The 15,959-nt window shown below is 66.1% G+C and carries 25 protein-coding genes; 1 reads left to right on the top strand and 24 read right to left on the bottom strand.

Annotation, left to right across the window (positions count from 1 at the left end):
• Positions 1-10: 10 nt before the first annotated feature.
• From ACFWDI_RS33530 to rpsJ, 23 genes are all read right to left on the bottom strand, one after another.
• A complete protein-coding gene (locus tag ACFWDI_RS33530; RefSeq protein WP_385309875.1) occupies positions 11-676 on the bottom strand; it encodes an adenylate kinase in 666 nt (221 codons plus the stop codon).
• Complete coding sequence (gene secY, locus ACFWDI_RS33535) at positions 676-1,995, bottom strand: preprotein translocase subunit SecY (protein WP_385309877.1); 1,320 nt, start codon at positions 1,993-1,995, stop codon at positions 676-678. The genes ACFWDI_RS33530 and secY overlap by 1 nt, the downstream gene beginning before the upstream one ends.
• Positions 1,996-2,244: 249 nt before the next feature.
• Positions 2,245-2,700, bottom strand: a complete 456-nt coding sequence (rplO, locus tag ACFWDI_RS33540; RefSeq protein WP_114037182.1) for a 50S ribosomal protein L15 — start codon at positions 2,698-2,700, stop codon at positions 2,245-2,247.
• A gap of 1 nt (position 2,701) precedes the next feature.
• The gene (gene rpmD, locus ACFWDI_RS33545) at positions 2,702-2,884 is read right to left on the bottom strand and encodes a 50S ribosomal protein L30 (RefSeq protein ID WP_385309879.1); all 183 of its coding nucleotides are present in this window, start codon (positions 2,882-2,884) and stop codon (positions 2,702-2,704) included.
• Complete coding sequence (rpsE, locus tag ACFWDI_RS33550; RefSeq protein ID WP_385309881.1) at positions 2,884-3,486, bottom strand: 30S ribosomal protein S5; 603 nt, start codon at positions 3,484-3,486, stop codon at positions 2,884-2,886. The genes rpmD and rpsE overlap by 1 nt, the downstream gene beginning before the upstream one ends.
• Positions 3,487-3,532: 46 nt before the next feature.
• Positions 3,533-3,916 carry a 50S ribosomal protein L18 gene (gene rplR, locus ACFWDI_RS33555; protein ID WP_093799540.1) on the bottom strand — a complete coding sequence of 128 codons (384 nt, stop codon included), beginning with the start codon at positions 3,914-3,916 and terminating at the stop codon, positions 3,533-3,535.
• A 3-nt stretch (positions 3,917-3,919) separates the two neighbouring features.
• Complete coding sequence (gene rplF, locus ACFWDI_RS33560) at positions 3,920-4,459, bottom strand: 50S ribosomal protein L6 (RefSeq protein ID WP_108151519.1); 540 nt, start codon at positions 4,457-4,459, stop codon at positions 3,920-3,922.
• Between the two features lie 21 nt (positions 4,460-4,480).
• On the bottom strand, positions 4,481-4,879 hold the full coding sequence (gene rpsH, locus ACFWDI_RS33565; RefSeq protein WP_003966947.1) for a 30S ribosomal protein S8: 399 nt from the start codon (positions 4,877-4,879) through the stop codon (positions 4,481-4,483).
• A gap of 210 nt (positions 4,880-5,089) precedes the next feature.
• Positions 5,090-5,275: a type Z 30S ribosomal protein S14 gene (locus ACFWDI_RS33570; RefSeq protein ID WP_003956452.1), complete on the bottom strand. Its 186-nt coding sequence runs from the start codon at positions 5,273-5,275 to the stop codon at positions 5,090-5,092.
• A gap of 2 nt (positions 5,276-5,277) precedes the next feature.
• Positions 5,278-5,835, bottom strand: a complete 558-nt coding sequence (gene rplE, locus ACFWDI_RS33575; protein WP_385309884.1) for a 50S ribosomal protein L5 — start codon at positions 5,833-5,835, stop codon at positions 5,278-5,280.
• Entirely contained in the window at positions 5,835-6,158 is a 324-nt protein-coding gene (gene rplX / locus ACFWDI_RS33580; protein ID WP_327325487.1) for a 50S ribosomal protein L24, read from the bottom strand. The genes rplE and rplX overlap by 1 nt, the downstream gene beginning before the upstream one ends.
• Before the next feature lie 2 nt (positions 6,159-6,160).
• Positions 6,161-6,529, bottom strand: a complete 369-nt coding sequence (gene rplN, locus ACFWDI_RS33585; RefSeq protein WP_023539336.1) for a 50S ribosomal protein L14 — start codon at positions 6,527-6,529, stop codon at positions 6,161-6,163.
• Positions 6,530-6,644: 115 nt separating this feature from the next.
• Positions 6,645-6,929, bottom strand: coding sequence for a 30S ribosomal protein S17 (gene rpsQ / locus ACFWDI_RS33590; protein WP_326651947.1), 285 nt, complete (start codon positions 6,927-6,929; stop codon positions 6,645-6,647).
• Entirely contained in the window at positions 6,929-7,153 is a 225-nt protein-coding gene (gene rpmC / locus ACFWDI_RS33595) for a 50S ribosomal protein L29 (protein ID WP_040024284.1), read from the bottom strand. The genes rpsQ and rpmC overlap by 1 nt, the downstream gene beginning before the upstream one ends.
• Entirely contained in the window at positions 7,153-7,572 is a 420-nt protein-coding gene (gene rplP / locus ACFWDI_RS33600) for a 50S ribosomal protein L16 (protein ID WP_014047785.1), read from the bottom strand. The genes rpmC and rplP overlap by 1 nt, the downstream gene beginning before the upstream one ends.
• Before the next feature lie 5 nt (positions 7,573-7,577).
• Positions 7,578-8,426: a 30S ribosomal protein S3 gene (gene rpsC / locus ACFWDI_RS33605; protein ID WP_327325485.1), complete on the bottom strand. Its 849-nt coding sequence runs from the start codon at positions 8,424-8,426 to the stop codon at positions 7,578-7,580.
• Positions 8,426-8,773: a 50S ribosomal protein L22 gene (gene rplV / locus ACFWDI_RS33610; RefSeq protein WP_004571827.1), complete on the bottom strand. Its 348-nt coding sequence runs from the start codon at positions 8,771-8,773 to the stop codon at positions 8,426-8,428. The genes rpsC and rplV overlap by 1 nt, the downstream gene beginning before the upstream one ends.
• Positions 8,774-8,813: 40 nt before the next feature.
• On the bottom strand, positions 8,814-9,095 hold the full coding sequence (rpsS, locus tag ACFWDI_RS33615; protein ID WP_003966956.1) for a 30S ribosomal protein S19: 282 nt from the start codon (positions 9,093-9,095) through the stop codon (positions 8,814-8,816).
• A 12-nt stretch (positions 9,096-9,107) separates the two neighbouring features.
• A complete protein-coding gene (rplB, locus tag ACFWDI_RS33620) occupies positions 9,108-9,944 on the bottom strand; it encodes a 50S ribosomal protein L2 (protein ID WP_108151510.1) in 837 nt (278 codons plus the stop codon).
• Positions 9,945-9,983: 39 nt separating this feature from the next.
• Positions 9,984-10,307: a 50S ribosomal protein L23 gene (rplW, locus tag ACFWDI_RS33625; RefSeq protein WP_326651946.1), complete on the bottom strand. Its 324-nt coding sequence runs from the start codon at positions 10,305-10,307 to the stop codon at positions 9,984-9,986.
• Positions 10,307-10,957 (bottom strand): 50S ribosomal protein L4, encoded by a 651-nt coding sequence (gene rplD, locus ACFWDI_RS33630; protein ID WP_362678324.1) that lies wholly within the window; start codon positions 10,955-10,957, stop codon positions 10,307-10,309. The genes rplW and rplD overlap by 1 nt, the downstream gene beginning before the upstream one ends.
• Positions 10,958-10,962: 5 nt before the next feature.
• Complete coding sequence (rplC, locus tag ACFWDI_RS33635) at positions 10,963-11,607, bottom strand: 50S ribosomal protein L3 (protein ID WP_385309889.1); 645 nt, start codon at positions 11,605-11,607, stop codon at positions 10,963-10,965.
• A 14-nt stretch (positions 11,608-11,621) separates the two neighbouring features.
• Positions 11,622-11,930, bottom strand: a complete 309-nt coding sequence (gene rpsJ / locus ACFWDI_RS33640) for a 30S ribosomal protein S10 (RefSeq protein ID WP_003948644.1) — start codon at positions 11,928-11,930, stop codon at positions 11,622-11,624.
• Between the two features lie 573 nt (positions 11,931-12,503).
• Here rpsJ and ACFWDI_RS33645 point away from each other — a divergent pair.
• Complete coding sequence (locus ACFWDI_RS33645; RefSeq protein ID WP_385309890.1) at positions 12,504-14,630, top strand: PIG-L family deacetylase; 2,127 nt, start codon at positions 12,504-12,506, stop codon at positions 14,628-14,630.
• A 97-nt stretch (positions 14,631-14,727) separates the two neighbouring features.
• On the opposite strand, the gene tuf is transcribed toward ACFWDI_RS33645, so the two are convergent.
• Positions 14,728-15,921: an elongation factor Tu gene (gene tuf / locus ACFWDI_RS33650; RefSeq protein ID WP_030351429.1), complete on the bottom strand. Its 1,194-nt coding sequence runs from the start codon at positions 15,919-15,921 to the stop codon at positions 14,728-14,730.
• Between the last annotated feature and the right edge of the window lie 38 nt (positions 15,922-15,959).

A 15,959-nucleotide genomic window follows, 5' to 3' on the forward strand; every position in this document is an offset into this window, starting at 1 on the left:
TGGGGACTGCTCAGGCCTGCGCGGCCCGGTCCACCTGCAGTGCTTCCATCGCCCGGGCGGTCACATCGGTGACCTTGCCGAGCGCGGAGATGGTGACCACCAGGCCCTGGGCCCTGTAGTAGTCGATGATCGGCTCGGTCTGCGTGTGGTAGACCTCGAGCCGCGTGCGCACGGTCTCCTCGGAGTCGTCGTCGCGCTGGTACAGCTCACCGCCGCACTCGTCGCAGACACCCTCGACCTTCGGCGGGGAGTACGACACGTGGTAGACGTGCGCGCTGTTGTTGCGGCAGACACGACGGCCTGCGATCCGCTTCACGACCTCGTCCTCGGGGACCTCCAGGTCGAGAACGGCGTCCAGCTTCAGGCCCGCGCTCTTGAGGAACTCGTCGAGCGCCTCGGCCTGCCCGACATTGCGCGGGAAGCCGTCGAGCAGGAAGCCGTTCTCGGCGTCCGGCTGCTGCAGACGGTCCTTGGCCATCCCGATGGTGACCTCGTCGGGTACCAGCTTGCCGGCGTCCATGTACGCCTTGGCCTGCTTCCCGAGCTCCGTGCCCTGACTGATGTTGGCGCGGAAGAGGTCGCCCGTGGAGATGTGCGGGATCGACAGGTTCTTGGCAAGGAACGCAGCCTGCGTTCCCTTGCCGGCACCGGGCGGTCCGACGAGGACGATTCGCATCAGCGGAGGAACCCTTCGTAATTACGCTGCTGGAGCTGGCTCTCGATCTGCTTCACGGTCTCCAGACCCACACCCACGATGATGAGGATGCTCGTCCCGCCGAACGGGAAGTTCTGGTTCGCGCCTCCGAAGCCTGCCAACGCCATCGTCGGGACAAGAGCAATCAGACCCAGGTACAGCGAGCCCGGCCAAGTGATCCGGTTGAGCACGTAGCTCAGATACTCGGCAGTAGGACGACCAGCCCGGATGCCCGGGATGAAGCCACCATACTTCTTCATGTTGTCCGCGACTTCCTCGGGGTTGAACGAAATCGCCACATAGAAGAAGGCGAAGAACACGATCAGGAGGAAGTACGTGACGATGTAGTACGGGTGGTCACCCTTGACGAAGTGCGTTTGGATCCAGGTCTTCCAGCCCGCTTGGGAGTTGGAGAACTGGGCGACCAGCGCCGGGATGTAGAGCAGCGACGACGCGAAGATGACGGGAATCACACCCGCCTGGTTGACCTTGAGCGGGATGTATGTGGACGTACCGCCGTACGACCGCCGCCCGATCATGCGCTTCGCGTACTGCACGGGGATACGGCGCTGAGCCTGCTCGACGAAGACGACCAGGGCGACCATCACGAAGCCGATCAGGATGACCGTGCCGAACTCGATCCAGCCCTTGGCGAGCTTGCCGGTCTGCTTGATGGCCCACAGGGCGCCGGGGAAGCCGGCAGCGATCGAGATGAACATCAGGATCGACATTCCGTTGCCGATCCCGCGGTCGGTGATGAGCTCACCGAGCCACATGACGGCCGCGGTGCCCGCGGTCATGGTCACCACCATGACGATGGTGGTGAAGATCGAGCGGTTGGGAACGATCTGGTCGGCCACCTGGCAGCCGCTGAAGAGTGCACCACTGCGGGCGGTGGCCACCAGGCCGGTGCCCTGCAGGATGGCGAGCGCCACCGTGAGGTAACGCGTGTACTGCGTGATCTTCGCCGTGCCGGCCGAACCCTCCTTCTTGAGGGCCTCCAGCCGCGGAATGACCACGGTCAGCAGTTGCAGAATGATGCTCGCCGTGATGTACGGCATGATGCCGAGCGCAAAGATGGTGATCTGCAGCAGCGCCCCGCCACTGAACATGTTCACCAGGCCGAACAGGCTGTTGTTGCCCTTCTGGGCCGCTTCCACACAGATCTGTACGTTCTGGTAATTCACGCCCGGGACCGGGATATGTGACCCGAGCCGGTACAGCACGATGATGGCGAGTGTGAAGAGCAGCTTCTTGCGCAGGTCGGGCGTCTTGAACGCCCGGGCGAACGCGGTGAGCACGGTGCCTCCTGCGACCCCCGCGCTACTGCGTCAGAGGTGACGGTATTGAGGATCGACGGATACGTATCAGCAAACCCGCACGATCTTAATCGGACAGACCGAGCGGCTCGGGGGCAGAACCCCCTTTGTTTACAGCAACAGTGCACGCCACCTTACCGGCGACAGTGCCCCCTAGGAACGACCAACCGGGGATGCCCCTTTTGGGAGGCATCCCCGGTCGGATTTCAGCTTTCAGCCACTGAACTCGTCTCAGACGAGCTCGGTGACGGTGCCGCCGGCAGCGGCAATCTTCTCCTTGGCGGAGCCGGAGACGGCGTCAACCGTCACCTGCAGCGCCACGGAGATCTCGCCCTGGCCCAGGACCTTGACGAGGCTGTTCTTGCGCACCGCGCCCTTGGCGACCAGATCGGCCACCGTGACCTCTCCACCCTCGGGGTAGAGAGCGCCGAGCTTGTCCAGGTTCACAACCTGGTACTCGGTGCGGAACGGGTTCTTGAAGCCCTTGAGCTTCGGGAGACGCATGTGGAGGGGCATCTGCCCACCCTCGAAGCGCTCCGGAACCTGGTAACGGGCCTTGGTGCCCTTGGTACCACGACCTGCGGTCTTACCCTTGGACGCCTCACCACGACCCACACGGGTCTTGGCGGTCTTGGCGCCCGGGGCAGGACGGAGGTTGTGGACCTTCAGCGGGTTCTGCTCCGCCATGTCAGTCGACCTCCTCAACCGTCACGAGGTGGCGGACGGTGTGCACCATGCCGCGGAACTCGGGACGGTCATCCTTGACAACCACGTCGTTCAGGCGCTTGAGCCCGAGCGAACGCAGGGTGTCGCGGTGGTTCTGCTTGCTGCCGATGTACGACTTCGTCTGCGTGATCTTGAGGCGAGCCATTACGCACCCGCTCCCGCACGTGCACGAAGCAGAGCCGCGGGGGCGACGTCCTCGAGGGGCAGACCACGGCGAGCCGCGATCTCCTCGGGACGCTGCAGGCCCTTGAGGGCCGCCACGGTCGCGTGCACGATGTTGATCGCGTTGGACGAGCCGAGCGACTTCGACAGGATGTCGTGGACGCCGGCGCACTCGAGCACGGCACGCACCGGGCCACCGGCGATAACACCGGTACCGGGGGAAGCCGGCTTGAGCAGCACGACGCCGGCAGCCTTCTCGCCCGTGATCGGGTGAGGGATGGTGCCCTGGATACGCGGGACCTTGAAGAAGTTCTTCTTGGCCTCTTCCACGCCCTTGGCGATGGCCGCGGGAACTTCCTTGGCCTTGCCGTATCCGACACCTACGGTGCCGTCACCGTCGCCCACCACGACCAGCGCGGTGAAGCTGAAGCGGCGACCACCCTTGACAACCTTGGCGACGCGGTTGATCGCGACAACGCGCTCAACGTATGCGGTCTTCTCGGCGGCAGGGCCACCGTCGCGACCCTTCCGGTCCCGCCGCTCGCCGCCACCGGCACCGCTTCCGCGGCGCTGGGGTCCAGCCATTGGATTTACCTCTCTCTGTTACGTCCGTTAGTCCCGGAACCGGGGCCTAGAACTTCAGCCCGGCTTCGCGGGCGGCGTCAGCCAGAGCGGCAATGCGCCCGGCGTACCTGTTGCCACCACGGTCGAACACGACAGCCTCGACGCCGGCAGCCTTAGCACGCTCGGCGACGAGCGCGCCGACCTGCTGGGCCTGGGCGCTCTTGTCGCCCTCGCCACCACGGATCGAGGTGTCCAGGGTCGACGCCGACGCGAGCGTGTGGCCCGCGATGTCGTCGATGACCTGCGCAACGATGTTGCGGTTGGAGCGCGTCACGACCAGGCGCGGACGCTCCGGCGTACCGGAGACGTGCTTGCGGACGCGGATGTGGCGGCGCTTGATGGCAGCGCGCTTGTACGCGTCGCCCTTGGCAATCTTCACACCGTATGCCATGGCTTACTTACCCGCCTTTCCGACCTTGCGGCGGATGACCTCGCCCGCGTACTTGACGCCCTTGGCCTTGTACGGGTCGGGCTTGCGCAGCTTGCGGATGTTCGCGGCGACCTCGCCGACCTTCTGCTTGTCGATGCCCTCGACCGAGAACTTGGTCGGCGACTCGACCTTGAAGGAGATGCCCTCGGGCGCCTCCACCAGGATCGAGTGGCTGTAACCGAGCTGGAACTCCAGGTTGGAGCCCTTCGCGGCGACGCGGTAACCGACACCGCTGATCTCGAGCGCCTTGACGTATCCCTGGGTCACGCCGGTGATCATGTTCGCCACCAGCGTGCGGGACAGGCCGTGGAGGGCCTTGTTCTGACGCTCGTCGTTCGGACGGGTGACGTTGAGAACGCCCTCCTCGCCCTTAACGATCTCGATCGGCGCGGCAACGGTGTGGGAGAGGGAACCCTTGGGGCCCTTCACGGCGACCGTACGGCCATCGATGGTGACGTCCACACCGGCGGGAACCTGGATGGGGAGCTTGCCGATTCGCGACATTAGCTTTTCCTCCGTTCCCTACTACCAGACGTAGGCGAGGACTTCCCCACCTACGCCCTTCTTGCCTGCCTGCTGACCGGTCAGAAGACCGTGGGACGTGGAGATGATCGCCACGCCCAGGCCGCCAAGGACCTTCGGCAGGTTGGTGGACTTCGCGTACACGCGCAGACCCGGCTTGGAGATGCGCTTGATGCCGGCGATCGAACGCTCGCGGTTCGGGCCGAACTTCAGCTCCAGGACGAGGTTCTTGCCGACCTCGGCGTCCTCGACCTTCCAGCCGGTGATGAAGCCCTCCTGCTGGAGGATCTCCGCGATGTGCGACTTGATCTTGCTGTGCGGCATCACGACGGAGTCGTGGTACGCCGAGTTCGCGTTACGCAGACGCGTGAGCATGTCTGCGATGGGATCAGTCATGGTCATGAATTGGCCTTCGGCCTCTCTCGCCGGGGTTTCCTGTATGCGCCATCCCTCTCCCCACTCATAGGCGGGACGGGTGCGGTGCGGGGACCTACGGCGTAGTAAGTCGGTCAGGGCGGCAGGCGCCCAACCCCACAAGCCTACGGCATGTGAGGGAGGGCTCCCGCCGACCAGATACTTACCGAGAGCCTCCGGTAATTCCCAAGTAGGGAATTACCAGGAGCTCTTGGTCACGCCCGGCAGCTCGCCACGGTGAGCCATCTCACGAAGGCACACGCGGCACAGGCCGAACTTGCGGTAGACGGAGTGCGGCCGGCCGCAGCGCTGGCAGCGGGTGTACGCGCGCACACCGAACTTCGGCTTGCGGGCGGCCTTAGCGATCAGAGCCTTCTTCGCCACGGTCAGTTCTCCTTGAACGGGAAGCCGAGGTGACGAAGCAGGGCCCGGCCCTCGTCGTCGTTGGTCGCCGTGGTGACCACGGTGATGTCCATGCCCCGGACCCGGTCGATCTTGTCCTGGTCGATCTCGTGGAACATGACCTGCTCCGTGAGACCGAAGGTGTAGTTGCCACGGCCGTCGAACTGCTTCGGCGACAGACCACGGAAGTCACGGATACGCGGCAGCGCGAGCGACAGCGTACGGTCCAGGAACTCCCACATGCGGTCACCACGGAGGGTGACGTGGCAGCCGATCGGCTGGCCCTCGCGCAGCTTGAACTGCGCGATGGACTTCCGGGCCTTGGTGACGGCCGGCTTCTGGCCAGTGATCGTGGTGAGGTCGCGGATGGCGCCATCGATCAGCTTGGAGTCGCGGGCGGCGTCGCCCACACCCATGTTGACCACGATCTTGACGAGGCCGGGGATCTGCATGACGTTCTCGTACGAGAACTCCTCACGCAGCTTGCCCGCGATCTCCTCGCGGTACTTCGTCTTGAGACGCGGAGTGGTGGTGGTAGCCATCAGATGTCCTCACCCGTCCGCTTGGCAACGCGGATCTTGTTGCCCTCGTCGTCGAAGCGGTAACCGACGCGCGTGACGACCTTGTTGCCGTCCTTCTCCACGACGAGCTGAACGTTGCTCACGTGAATCGGGGCCTCGGTCGTCACAATGCCACCGGTCTGCGAACCGCGAGCGGTCTGACCGGCCTTGGTGTGCTTCTTGACCCGGTTGACACCCTCGACGAGGACACGGTTCTCAGTGGGGTAGGCCACGATGACCTTGCCCTGCTTGCCCTTGTCCTTACCGGTGATGACCTGAACCAGGTCGCCCTTCTTGATCTTCATGCTTACAGCACCTCCGGCGCGAGCGAGATGATCTTCATGAACTTCTTCTCGCGCAGCTCACGGCCCACCGGGCCGAAGATACGGGTGCCGCGAGGGTCGCCGTCGTTCTTCAGAATGACGGCGGCGTTCTCGTCGAAGCGGATGTACGAGCCGTCCTGACGACGACGCTCCTTGACGGTGCGAACGATGACGGCCTTGATGACGTCACCCTTCTTCACGTTGCCACCGGGGATCGCGTCCTTGACGGTGGCGACGATGACGTCACCGATGCCCGCGTAGCGGCGACCGGAGCCACCGAGAACACGGATGCAAAGGATTTCCTTGGCACCAGTGTTGTCGGCGACACGCAGTCGCGACTCCTGCTGGATCACGTCTATCTCCTGATCGTCTGCCGGTTCCCGGCGGGGGCCGGCTGCTTCTGAATGTCACAGCGCAGCCCCCGCCGAGCCTGGCGGAACTGACTTGAAGGGTTACCCCTTCAAGTAATTACTTGGCCTTCTCGAGGATCTCGACGATGCGCCAGCGCTTGGTCGCCGACAGCGGACGCGTCTCCATGATGAGGACGCGGTCGCCGACGCCGGCAGCGTTCTGCTCGTCGTGCGCCTTGAGCTTGTTGGTACGGCGGATGACCTTGCCGTACAGCGCGTGCTTGACGCGGTCCTCGACAGCGACGACGACGGTCTTGTCCATCTTGTCGCTGACGACCAGACCCTCACGGGTCTTGCGGAATCCGCGGTCGGTCTTGTTCTCGGTCACGTTGCTCTCGCTCATCAGGCGCTCTCCACCGTCTCGATGCCCAGCTCGCGCTCACGCATCAGGGTGTAGATCCGCGCGATGTCCTTGCGGACGGCCTTCAGCCGGCCGTGGTTCTCGAGCTGACCGGTCGCCGCCTGAAAGCGGAGGTTGAACAGCTCTTCCTTGGCCTCGCGAAGCTTGGCAACAAGCTCCTCGTCGCCCAGTTCGCGCAGCTCGGACGCCTTAGTAACGGCCGCCATCACGACTCACCTGCCTCGCGCCGAACGATCCGGCACTTCATCGGAAGCTTGTGAGCAGCGCGGGTAAGCGCCTCACGCGCAATCTTCTCGTTCGGGTAGGACAGCTCGAACATCACCCGACCGGGCTTGACGTTCGCGATCCACCACTCGGGGGAGCCCTTACCGGAACCCATGCGGGTCTCGGCAGGCTTCTTCGTCAGCGGACGGTCCGGGTAGATGTTGATCCAGACCTTGCCGCCACGCTTGATGTGGCGGGTCATCGCGATACGAGCCGCCTCGATCTGGCGGTTGGTCACGTACGCCGGAGTGAGGGCCTGAATGCCGTACTCGCCGAACGCAACCTGCGTACCACCCTTGGACATACCGCTGCGCTTCGGGTGGTGCTGCTTGCGGTGCTTGACCCTACGGGGGATCAGCATTTCGGTCAGGCCTCCGTTCCGGTGCTCTCAGCAGCCGGAGCAGCGGCGGCGGCGGGAGCCTCGGCCTTGGGGGCCTCGGCTGCCGGCGCGGACTGCTGCGGCTTGCGGCCGCGACCGCCCCGCTCGCCACCACGACCGCCACGGCCACCGGCCGGACGGTCGCCGGCGCCACCGCGGGCCGGGCGGTTACCCGCACGGGCCGCAGCGTTCTCGGCGCGGACCTCGGCGATGTTCTTGACGTCGCCCTTGTAGATCCAGACCTTCACACCGATACGGCCGAAGGTCGTCTTGGCCTCGAAGAAGCCGTAGTCGACGTTCGCACGGAGCGTGTGCAGGGGCACACGGCCCTCGCGGTAGAACTCCGAGCGGGACATCTCGGCGCCGCCGAGACGGCCGCCGCACTGGATCTTGATGCCCTTGGCGCCGGCCTTCATCGTGCCCTGCATGCTCTTACGCATGGCGCGACGGAAGGAGACGCGGGAGGACAGCTGCTCGGCGACGGCCTGGGCCACCAGCTGAGCGTCCACCTCGGGGTTCTTGACCTCGAGGATGTTCAGCTGAACCTGCTTGCCGGTCAGCTTCTCCAGCTCGCCACGGATGCGGTCGGCCTCGGCGCCACGGCGACCGATGACGATGCCCGGGCGGGCGGTGTGGATGTCAACGCGGACGCGGTCGCGGGTGCGCTCGATCTCAACCTTCGAGATACCGGCTCGCTCCATGCCCTTCGTCATCATGCGACGAATGGCGACGTCTTCCTTGACGTAGTCCTTGTACAGCTTGTCGGCGTACCAGCGGGACTTGAAGTCCGTGGTGATGCCGAGCCGGAACCCATGCGGGTTAACCTTCTGGCCCATTACCGGGTTCCTTCCTTGCTGCTGACGACCACGGTGATGTGGCTGGTCCGCTTACGGATCCGGTAGGCACGGCCCTGAGCACGCGGACGGAACCGCTTCAGGGTCGGGCCCTCGTCCACGTACGCCTCGCTGATGACCAGCGAAGAGGCGTCGGTGTGGTCGTAGTTGTGTGCAGCGTTGGCGATGGCGCTGTCAAGCACCTTGCCAACCGGCACGCTCGCGGCCTGCGGGGCGAAACGCAGGACCGCCTGAGCCTCCGTGGCATCCATGCCACGGATGAGGTCCACCACTCGGCGGGCCTTCATGGGCGTGACGCGGATGTACCGCGCCTGGGCCCTGGCTTCCATGGTTGTCCCTTCGGTGTAAGTCATAGTCAGTCACCCCGCGTTAGCGGCGCTTCGACTTCCGGTCGTCCTTGACGTGGCCGCGGAAGGTGCGAGTCGGCGAGAACTCGCCGAGCTTGTGGCCGACCATCGACTCGGTGACGAACACCGGGACGTGGATCTTGCCGTTGTGCACCGCGATCGTGTGGCCGAGCATGGCCGGGACGATCATCGAGCGACGGGACCAGGTCTTGATGACGTTCTTGGTGCCTGCTTCGTTCTGGACATCCACCTTCTTGATGAGGTGTCCGTCGACGAAGGGCCCCTTCTTGAGACTGCGCGGCATCTAAACCCGCTCCTAGCGCTTCTTGTTCGTCTTGCGGCGGCGGACGATGTACTTGCTCGATGCCTTCTTCGGCGAGCGAGTACGACCCTCCTTCTGACCCCACGGGCTGACCGGGTGGCGACCACCGGAGGTCTTGCCCTCACCACCACCGTGCGGGTGGTCAACCGGGTTCATCGCGACACCGCGGACGGTCGGGCGAACGCCCTTCCAGCGCAGACGGCCGGCCTTGCCCCAGTTGATGTTCGACTGCTCGGCATTGCCGACCTCGCCAATGGTGGCGCGGCAGCGGGCGTCGACCAGCCGGATCTCACCGGAAGGCATACGAAGGTGGGCCATCGTGCCCTCCTTCGCCAGCAGCTGCACGGAGGCACCCGCGGAACGGGCGAACTTCGCGCCGCCGCCGGGCCGCAGCTCGATGGCGTGGATGGTCGTACCGACCGGGATGTTGCGCAGCGCCAGGTTGTTGCCGGGCTTGATGTCGGCGGCCGGGCCGTTCTCGACACGGTCGCCCTGCGTCAGGCCCTTGGGCGCGATGATGTAGCGCTTCTCGCCGTCTGCGTAGTGCAGAAGCGCGATGCGCGCGGTGCGGTTCGGGTCGTACTCGATGTGAGCGACCTTGGCCGGCACGCCGTCCTTGTCGTGACGACGGAAGTCGATCACGCGGTAGGCGCGCTTGTGGCCACCGCCCTGGTGACGGACGGTCACACGACCGGTGTTGTTACGGCCGCCCTTGCTGTGCAGGGGGCGGACCAGCGACTTCTCCGGCGTGGACCGCGTGATCTCGACAAAGTCGGCGACGCTGGAGCCACGACGGCCCGGGGTCGTCGGCTTGTACTTGCGGATACCCATTTCTCAGTCCTCGTCCGATTCCGGACGACTCGACCTCCGTCAGGAGGTCGGGCCGCCGAAGATGTCGATTCGGTCGCCCTCAGCGAGGGTCACGATGGCGCGCTTGGTGTTGGCGCGCTTGCCGAAACCGGTGCGGGTGCGCTTGCGCTTGCCCTGGCGGTTGATCGTGTTGACCCCGGTGACCTTGACCGAGAAGACCGCCTCGACGGCCTGCTTGATCTGGGTCTTGTTGGAGCCGGGCGCGACGATGAACGTGTACTTGTTCTCGTCGAGCAGGGCGTAGCTCTTCTCGGAGACAACCGGCTTGACGAGAACGTCGCGCGGGTCCGTGAAGGTCTTGCTGGTGACGGTCGCCTCGGACATCAGGCGTCGCTCCCTTCGGTCTCATCGGCCTTGGGGCCAGACACGAAGGACTCGAAAGCGGCCTTGGTGAAGACCACGTCGTCCGAGACGAGCACGTCGTACGTGTTCAGCTGGCCCGGCTCCAGGAGGTGCACCTGGGGCAGGTTGCGGGCGGAGAGCCACGCGGCCTCGTCCGAGCGCTCGACAACCAGGAGCACGTTCTTGCGCTCGCTGACCTTGCCCAGCAGGGACTTGGCGGCCTTCGTGGAGATCTCGCCCTCGACCACGCCGGAGACGACGTGGATACGGGAGTTACGGGCCCGGTCGGTGAGGGCACCGCGCAGGGCGGCGGCCTTCATCTTCTTCGGGGTCCGCTGCGAGTAGTCACGCGGCGTGGGGCCGTGGACAACGCCACCGCCGGCGAACTGCGGCGCACGGGTCGAACCCTGACGCGCGCGGCCGGTGCCCTTCTGGCGGTAAGGCTTCCTACCGCCACCACGGACCTCGCCACGACGCTTGACCTTGTGCGTGCCCTGACGGGCGGCGGCCAGCTGCGCCACGACGACCTGGTGGATCAGCGGGATGCTGACCTTGGCGTCGAAGATCTCGGCCGGGAGCTCGACGGTCCCGGACTTGTCGCCGGAGGGCGACAGAATGTCAATGGTGCTCATAGTCCTCAGACCCCCTTGGCCGCAGTGCGGACGAGGACGAGGCCGCCGTTCGGACCAGGAACCGCGCCCTTGATGAGCAGCAGGCCCTTCTCCGCGTCAACCGCGTGGATGGTCAGGTTCTGGGTGGTGACCCGCTCGTTACCCATGCGGCCCGCCATGCGCATGCCCTTGAAGACACGCCCAGGGGTGGCGCAGCCACCGATGGAACCGGGCGAGCGGTGCTTGCGCTGGGTACCGTGACCGGCGCCGAGGCCCTTGAAGTTGTGACGCTTCATGACACCGGCGAAGCCCTTGCCCTTGCTCTTGCCCGTGACGTCGACCTTGACGCCGGACTCGAACACATCGGCAGTGATCTCCTGGCCGAGCGTGTACTCGCTGGCGTCGGAGGTACGGAGCTCCACCAGGTGGCGGCGCGGGGTCACGTCGGCCTTGGCGAAGTGACCCTTGAGGGGCTTGTTCACCTTGCGCGGGTCGATCTCGCCGAAGGCGATCTGGACCGACTCGTAGCCGTCGATGTCGTTCTTACGGACCTGGGTAACGACGCAGGGCCCGGCCTTGACGACGGTCACCGGGACGACACGGTTGTTCTCGTCCCAGACCTGGGTCATGCCGAGCTTCTCGCCCAGGACGCCCTTGATCTGCTTTGCCATCTTCTCCGCGCCTCTCAGAGCTTGATCTCGATGTCAACGCCGGCCGGAAGGTCCAGGCGCATCAACGAGTCAACGGTCTTGGGCGTCGGGTCGAGGATGTCGATCAGGCGCTTGTGCGTGCGCATCTCGAAGTGCTCGCGCGAGTCCTTGTACTTGTGCGGCGACTTGATGACGCAGTACACGTTCTTCTCAGTGGGCAGCGGCACCGGGCCCGCGACCGACGCACCAGTGCGGGTCACCGTCTCGACGATCTTCTTCGCCGAGCTGTCGATGACCTCGTGGTCGTAGGCCTTGAGCCGGATGCGGATCTTCTGTCCCGCCATGGCTACTAGTAGTCCTGTCTCTCGAAACGCTCTGGAACCCGGATGGCTGCGCTCTTCACAAGCGCCGTTCTCTCCGACCCACGCGGTCGGGCGTGTCGCATTCCCTCTACGAAGATTTCCCGAAGGATTTCCCAACCAAGGGGTGCGGGCCAAAGACCGCGAGCCGGGGGAAAACACCCACCGGGTGCCTGGTTTGCACCCCGCTGACGCTTCCCGAAAGATTCCCGTACGTCCGCCCCAGTGCTGCCTTACGGCAGATAGGGCGACGAGTACTGTGGGACTCGCTTCCGGTCCTCCCGACGGGAGGCGCGCAACATCGGCACTCAACCGAGCAACCTGGCTAGTGTGCCATATGGGGCAGAGCCCTGGCCAATCGCAGCCGGAGAGCGTACCCCACCGGCCCGCTCCACACGCACATGCTGCCCACGCTCAGGCAACCTCGCACGTCGAATCGCCGTCTAGTTGAGCGCGGACCGGTTCTGACCAGCCCCTCCGCCATTATCGGAGATCAACGGTACGCAGCACGGGGGCGCCTGTCTGCCCGCTGCGAGCGGAGCGGACGGAGCACAACAGATGCAGATCGCGCATGCCCTGGGGAAGGCTGCCGCGCGTTCCACCGGCCTGAGCAGACGAAATGTGGTCACCGCCACAGCCGCCGTCGCCGCGGCGGCGGCCCTCAGCTCGTGTTCCGTGCCCGCACCGCGGCGCGCCGTCCCGACGGCCGACCCCGCGCCGGGCATGCCGATCTCCAGCTCCCGGCGGGCGCAGCTGATGCAGATCCTGGCCCACCCGGACGACGATCTGTACTTCATGAACCCCGACACCCAGCGGATGCTGGACGCCGGGGTTCCGCTGGTCTGCGTCTATGTCACCGCCGGCGAGGCCGACGGCGTCAACAAGGCGCCCGGCCGGCCGCGGCCGGGCGCCGACAAGACGGCCTACTCCTCCGCACGCCACCAGGGGCTGCGCCAGGCGTACGCGACACTGCTCGGGCTGCCCAGGTTCACCGACTGGCAGAAGGGCGTCGCCACGCTGCGCGGTGACCAGCGGGCCGAGATCAACACTCTTGCCAACGGCGCCCGCCGGGTCGAGCTGATCTTCCTCAACCTCGCGATGCACACGACGCGCGGCGGCCGCATGGGCCTGCCCGCCCTGTGGAAGGACCGGGAGCAGAATCTGCGGACCGTCGTCGCCGACGACTCCCCCGTACACAAGGCGGGCTCGTACGACTACGACCAGCTCATCGACGTACTCGTGGGGCTGCTGGACCGCTACCGGCCCACGGTCGTGCAGACCCTGGACCCCGATCCGGACATCCAGCACAGCGACGAGGCGACCCGGAAGAGCGACAGCGAGCAGCACGGCTACTCGGACCATGCGGACCACACCGCCGTAGCCTCCTTCAGCTGGGCAGCCCTGGTGCGCTGGGTGGCCGAGGCGATCCAGGAGGGCGGCCAGGTGCCCGCCTTCGTCGCCACGTCCTTCCGCGGCTACTACAACCGCCACTGGCCCAAGAACCTGCCGGAGGGCGTGCTCAGGCAGAAGGCCGCCCATCTGGTCCCGTACGGCGGCGCCCCCGACTGGACGTGCGGCAATGCCGCGGGCTGCGGCGACTACAACGTCGGCGGCAAGCGTCCGCTGACCAACAAGAAGGGCTGGGTGCGCTCCACCCACTACCGCTACCCGGGCGCGCGCCCGGCGGTGGCCACCGAGCCGGACGGCAGGCTCGCCGCCTACGGGGTGCTGGGGCTGCGCGCGGTGCGCTGGCGCGAGAGCGAGCGCGGCAGCGGCCGGTGGGGCGACCCGGACGACCTCGGCGGCGGCCCGCTCGCGCCCACGCTCGGCGCGGCGGCGCTGCAGGACGGCCGGCAGCTGCTCTTCGGGCTGCGTTTCGCGGCGCTCGGCGGCCACGGTGGAGCCAACAAGCGGGAGGTCGTGCTGCTGGAGCAGCGCTCCGCGGGCGGTCCCTTCCTGCCTTGGCAAGGGCTGGGCAATCCGGAGCGCGGCGACGACCGGGGCCGGCGGATCGGCGTTCCGGTGGCGGTCACGGCCCCCGACGGCCGAGTCCATCTCTTCGTACGCAACGCGGACCAGGGCGTCAGCACGCGGGTCCGTGACTCCGAGGGCCACTGGGATCGCTGGCAGGACCTGGAGGGTGGCGAGATTCAGGACGGACTGTCCACGGTGGTGGACAGCACCGGGCGGGTGCATGTCTTCGGTGCCGGGCACGACAGCGTGCACCACTGGACACAGGACGCACCGGGACAGCCGCTCGCCCACCGGCCGGCCGGGCCGCTGCCGGTCCCCGTGGACGGCCCCGCCGCGGTGGCGGGCAAGAACGGCACCGTGGAACTGCTGTACCGCGTGGAGCGTGTCGCGAAGTCCGAAGGACCCGGGACGGCCGAACCCGCGCTGACATCCGTACGCCCCGACGGCGTCCGCATACCCGGCGTCCGTTTCGACGGCCACGGTCCGGTGAGCGCGGCGCCCGCCCCGCGCGGCCCGGTACTCCTCGGCAAGGACCTCAAGGGGCAGCTCCAACTGCGGGTCGCAGGAAAACTGTTGATCCGCAAGAACGGCACACTGCCGTCGCTGGACGCACCGGCCCTGCACATAGGCCGCTCGGGTGCCACCGTCGTGGGTCTGGGGGCGGACGCGCACCCCTGGACCTGGTCGCCCGAGGCAGGAACCGCCGGCTAGCCACGGCCCGCAGGCGACAGCGCAACGCGAAGGGCCCCGCACCAGTGGTGCGGGGCCCTTGCTGATGCTCCGGGGAGCAACCAGGTCAGATCAGCAATTACTTGTTGATCTTGGTGACCTGGCCGGCGCCGACGGTCCGGCCACCCTCACGGATGGCGAACTTGAGGCCCTCCTCCATGGCGACGGGCTGGATCAGCTCGACGGTCATGACGGTGTTGTCGCCCGGCATGACCATCTCGGTGCCCTCGGGGAGGGTCACAACGCCGGTCACGTCCGTGGTACGGAAGTAGAACTGCGGGCGGTAGTTGTTGAAGAACGGGGTGTGACGGCCACCCTCGTCCTTCGACAGGATGTAGGCCTGGGCCTCGAAGCTGGTGTGCGGCGTGACCGAACCCGGCTTGATGATGACCTGGCCGCGCTCGACGTCCTCACGCTTGATGCCACGGAGGAGCAGACCGACGTTCTCACCGGCCTGGCCCTCGTCGAGCAGCTTGCGGAACATCTCGATGCCGGTGACCGTGGTGGTGGTCTTCTCGGTCTTGATACCGACGATGTCGACGGTCTCGTTGACCTTGAGGACGCCACGCTCGATACGACCGGTGACGACGGTGCCACGACCGGTGATCGTGAAGACGTCCTCGATCGGCATCAGGAACGGCTTGTCGACGTCACGCTCGGGCTGCGGGATGGACTCGTCAACGGCCTTCATCAGGTCGAGAACGGTCTGGCCCCACTCGGCGTCGCCCTCGAGCGCCTTGAGCGCCGAGACCTTGACGACCGGCAGGTCGTCGCCCGGGAACTCGTACTCGGAGAGGAGCTCACGCACCTCGAGCTCGACGAGCTCCAGGATCTCCTCGTCGTCCACCATGTCGGCCTTGTTCAGGGCGACAACGATGTAGGGAACGCCGACCTGGCGGGCCAGGAGCACGTGCTCCTTGGTCTGCGGCATCGGGCCGTCGGTGGCGGCGACCACGAGGATGGCGCCGTCCATCTGCGCGGCACCCGTGATCATGTTCTTGATGTAGTCCGCGTGACCGGGGCAGTCGACGTGCGCGTAGTGACGCGACTCCGTCTGGTACTCGACGTGCGCGATGGAGATGGTGATACCGCGCTGGCGCTCCTCAGGAGCCTTGTCGATCTGGTCGAAGGCCGAGGCCTCGTTCAGGTCCGGGTACGCGTCATGCAGCACCTTGGTAATGGCGGCCGTGAGGGTCGTCTTACCGTGGTCAATGTGACCGATGGTGCCGATGTTGACGTGCGGCTTAGTCCGCTCGAACTTCGCCTTCGCCACTGGGTCCTCCTGTGGAGTGGTTCTGTACGCCTTGCTTC

This window comes from Streptomyces sp. NPDC060064, from assembly GCF_042736455.1.
In the GTDB taxonomy this organism is placed as follows: Bacteria; Actinomycetota; Actinomycetes; order Streptomycetales; family Streptomycetaceae; genus Streptomyces.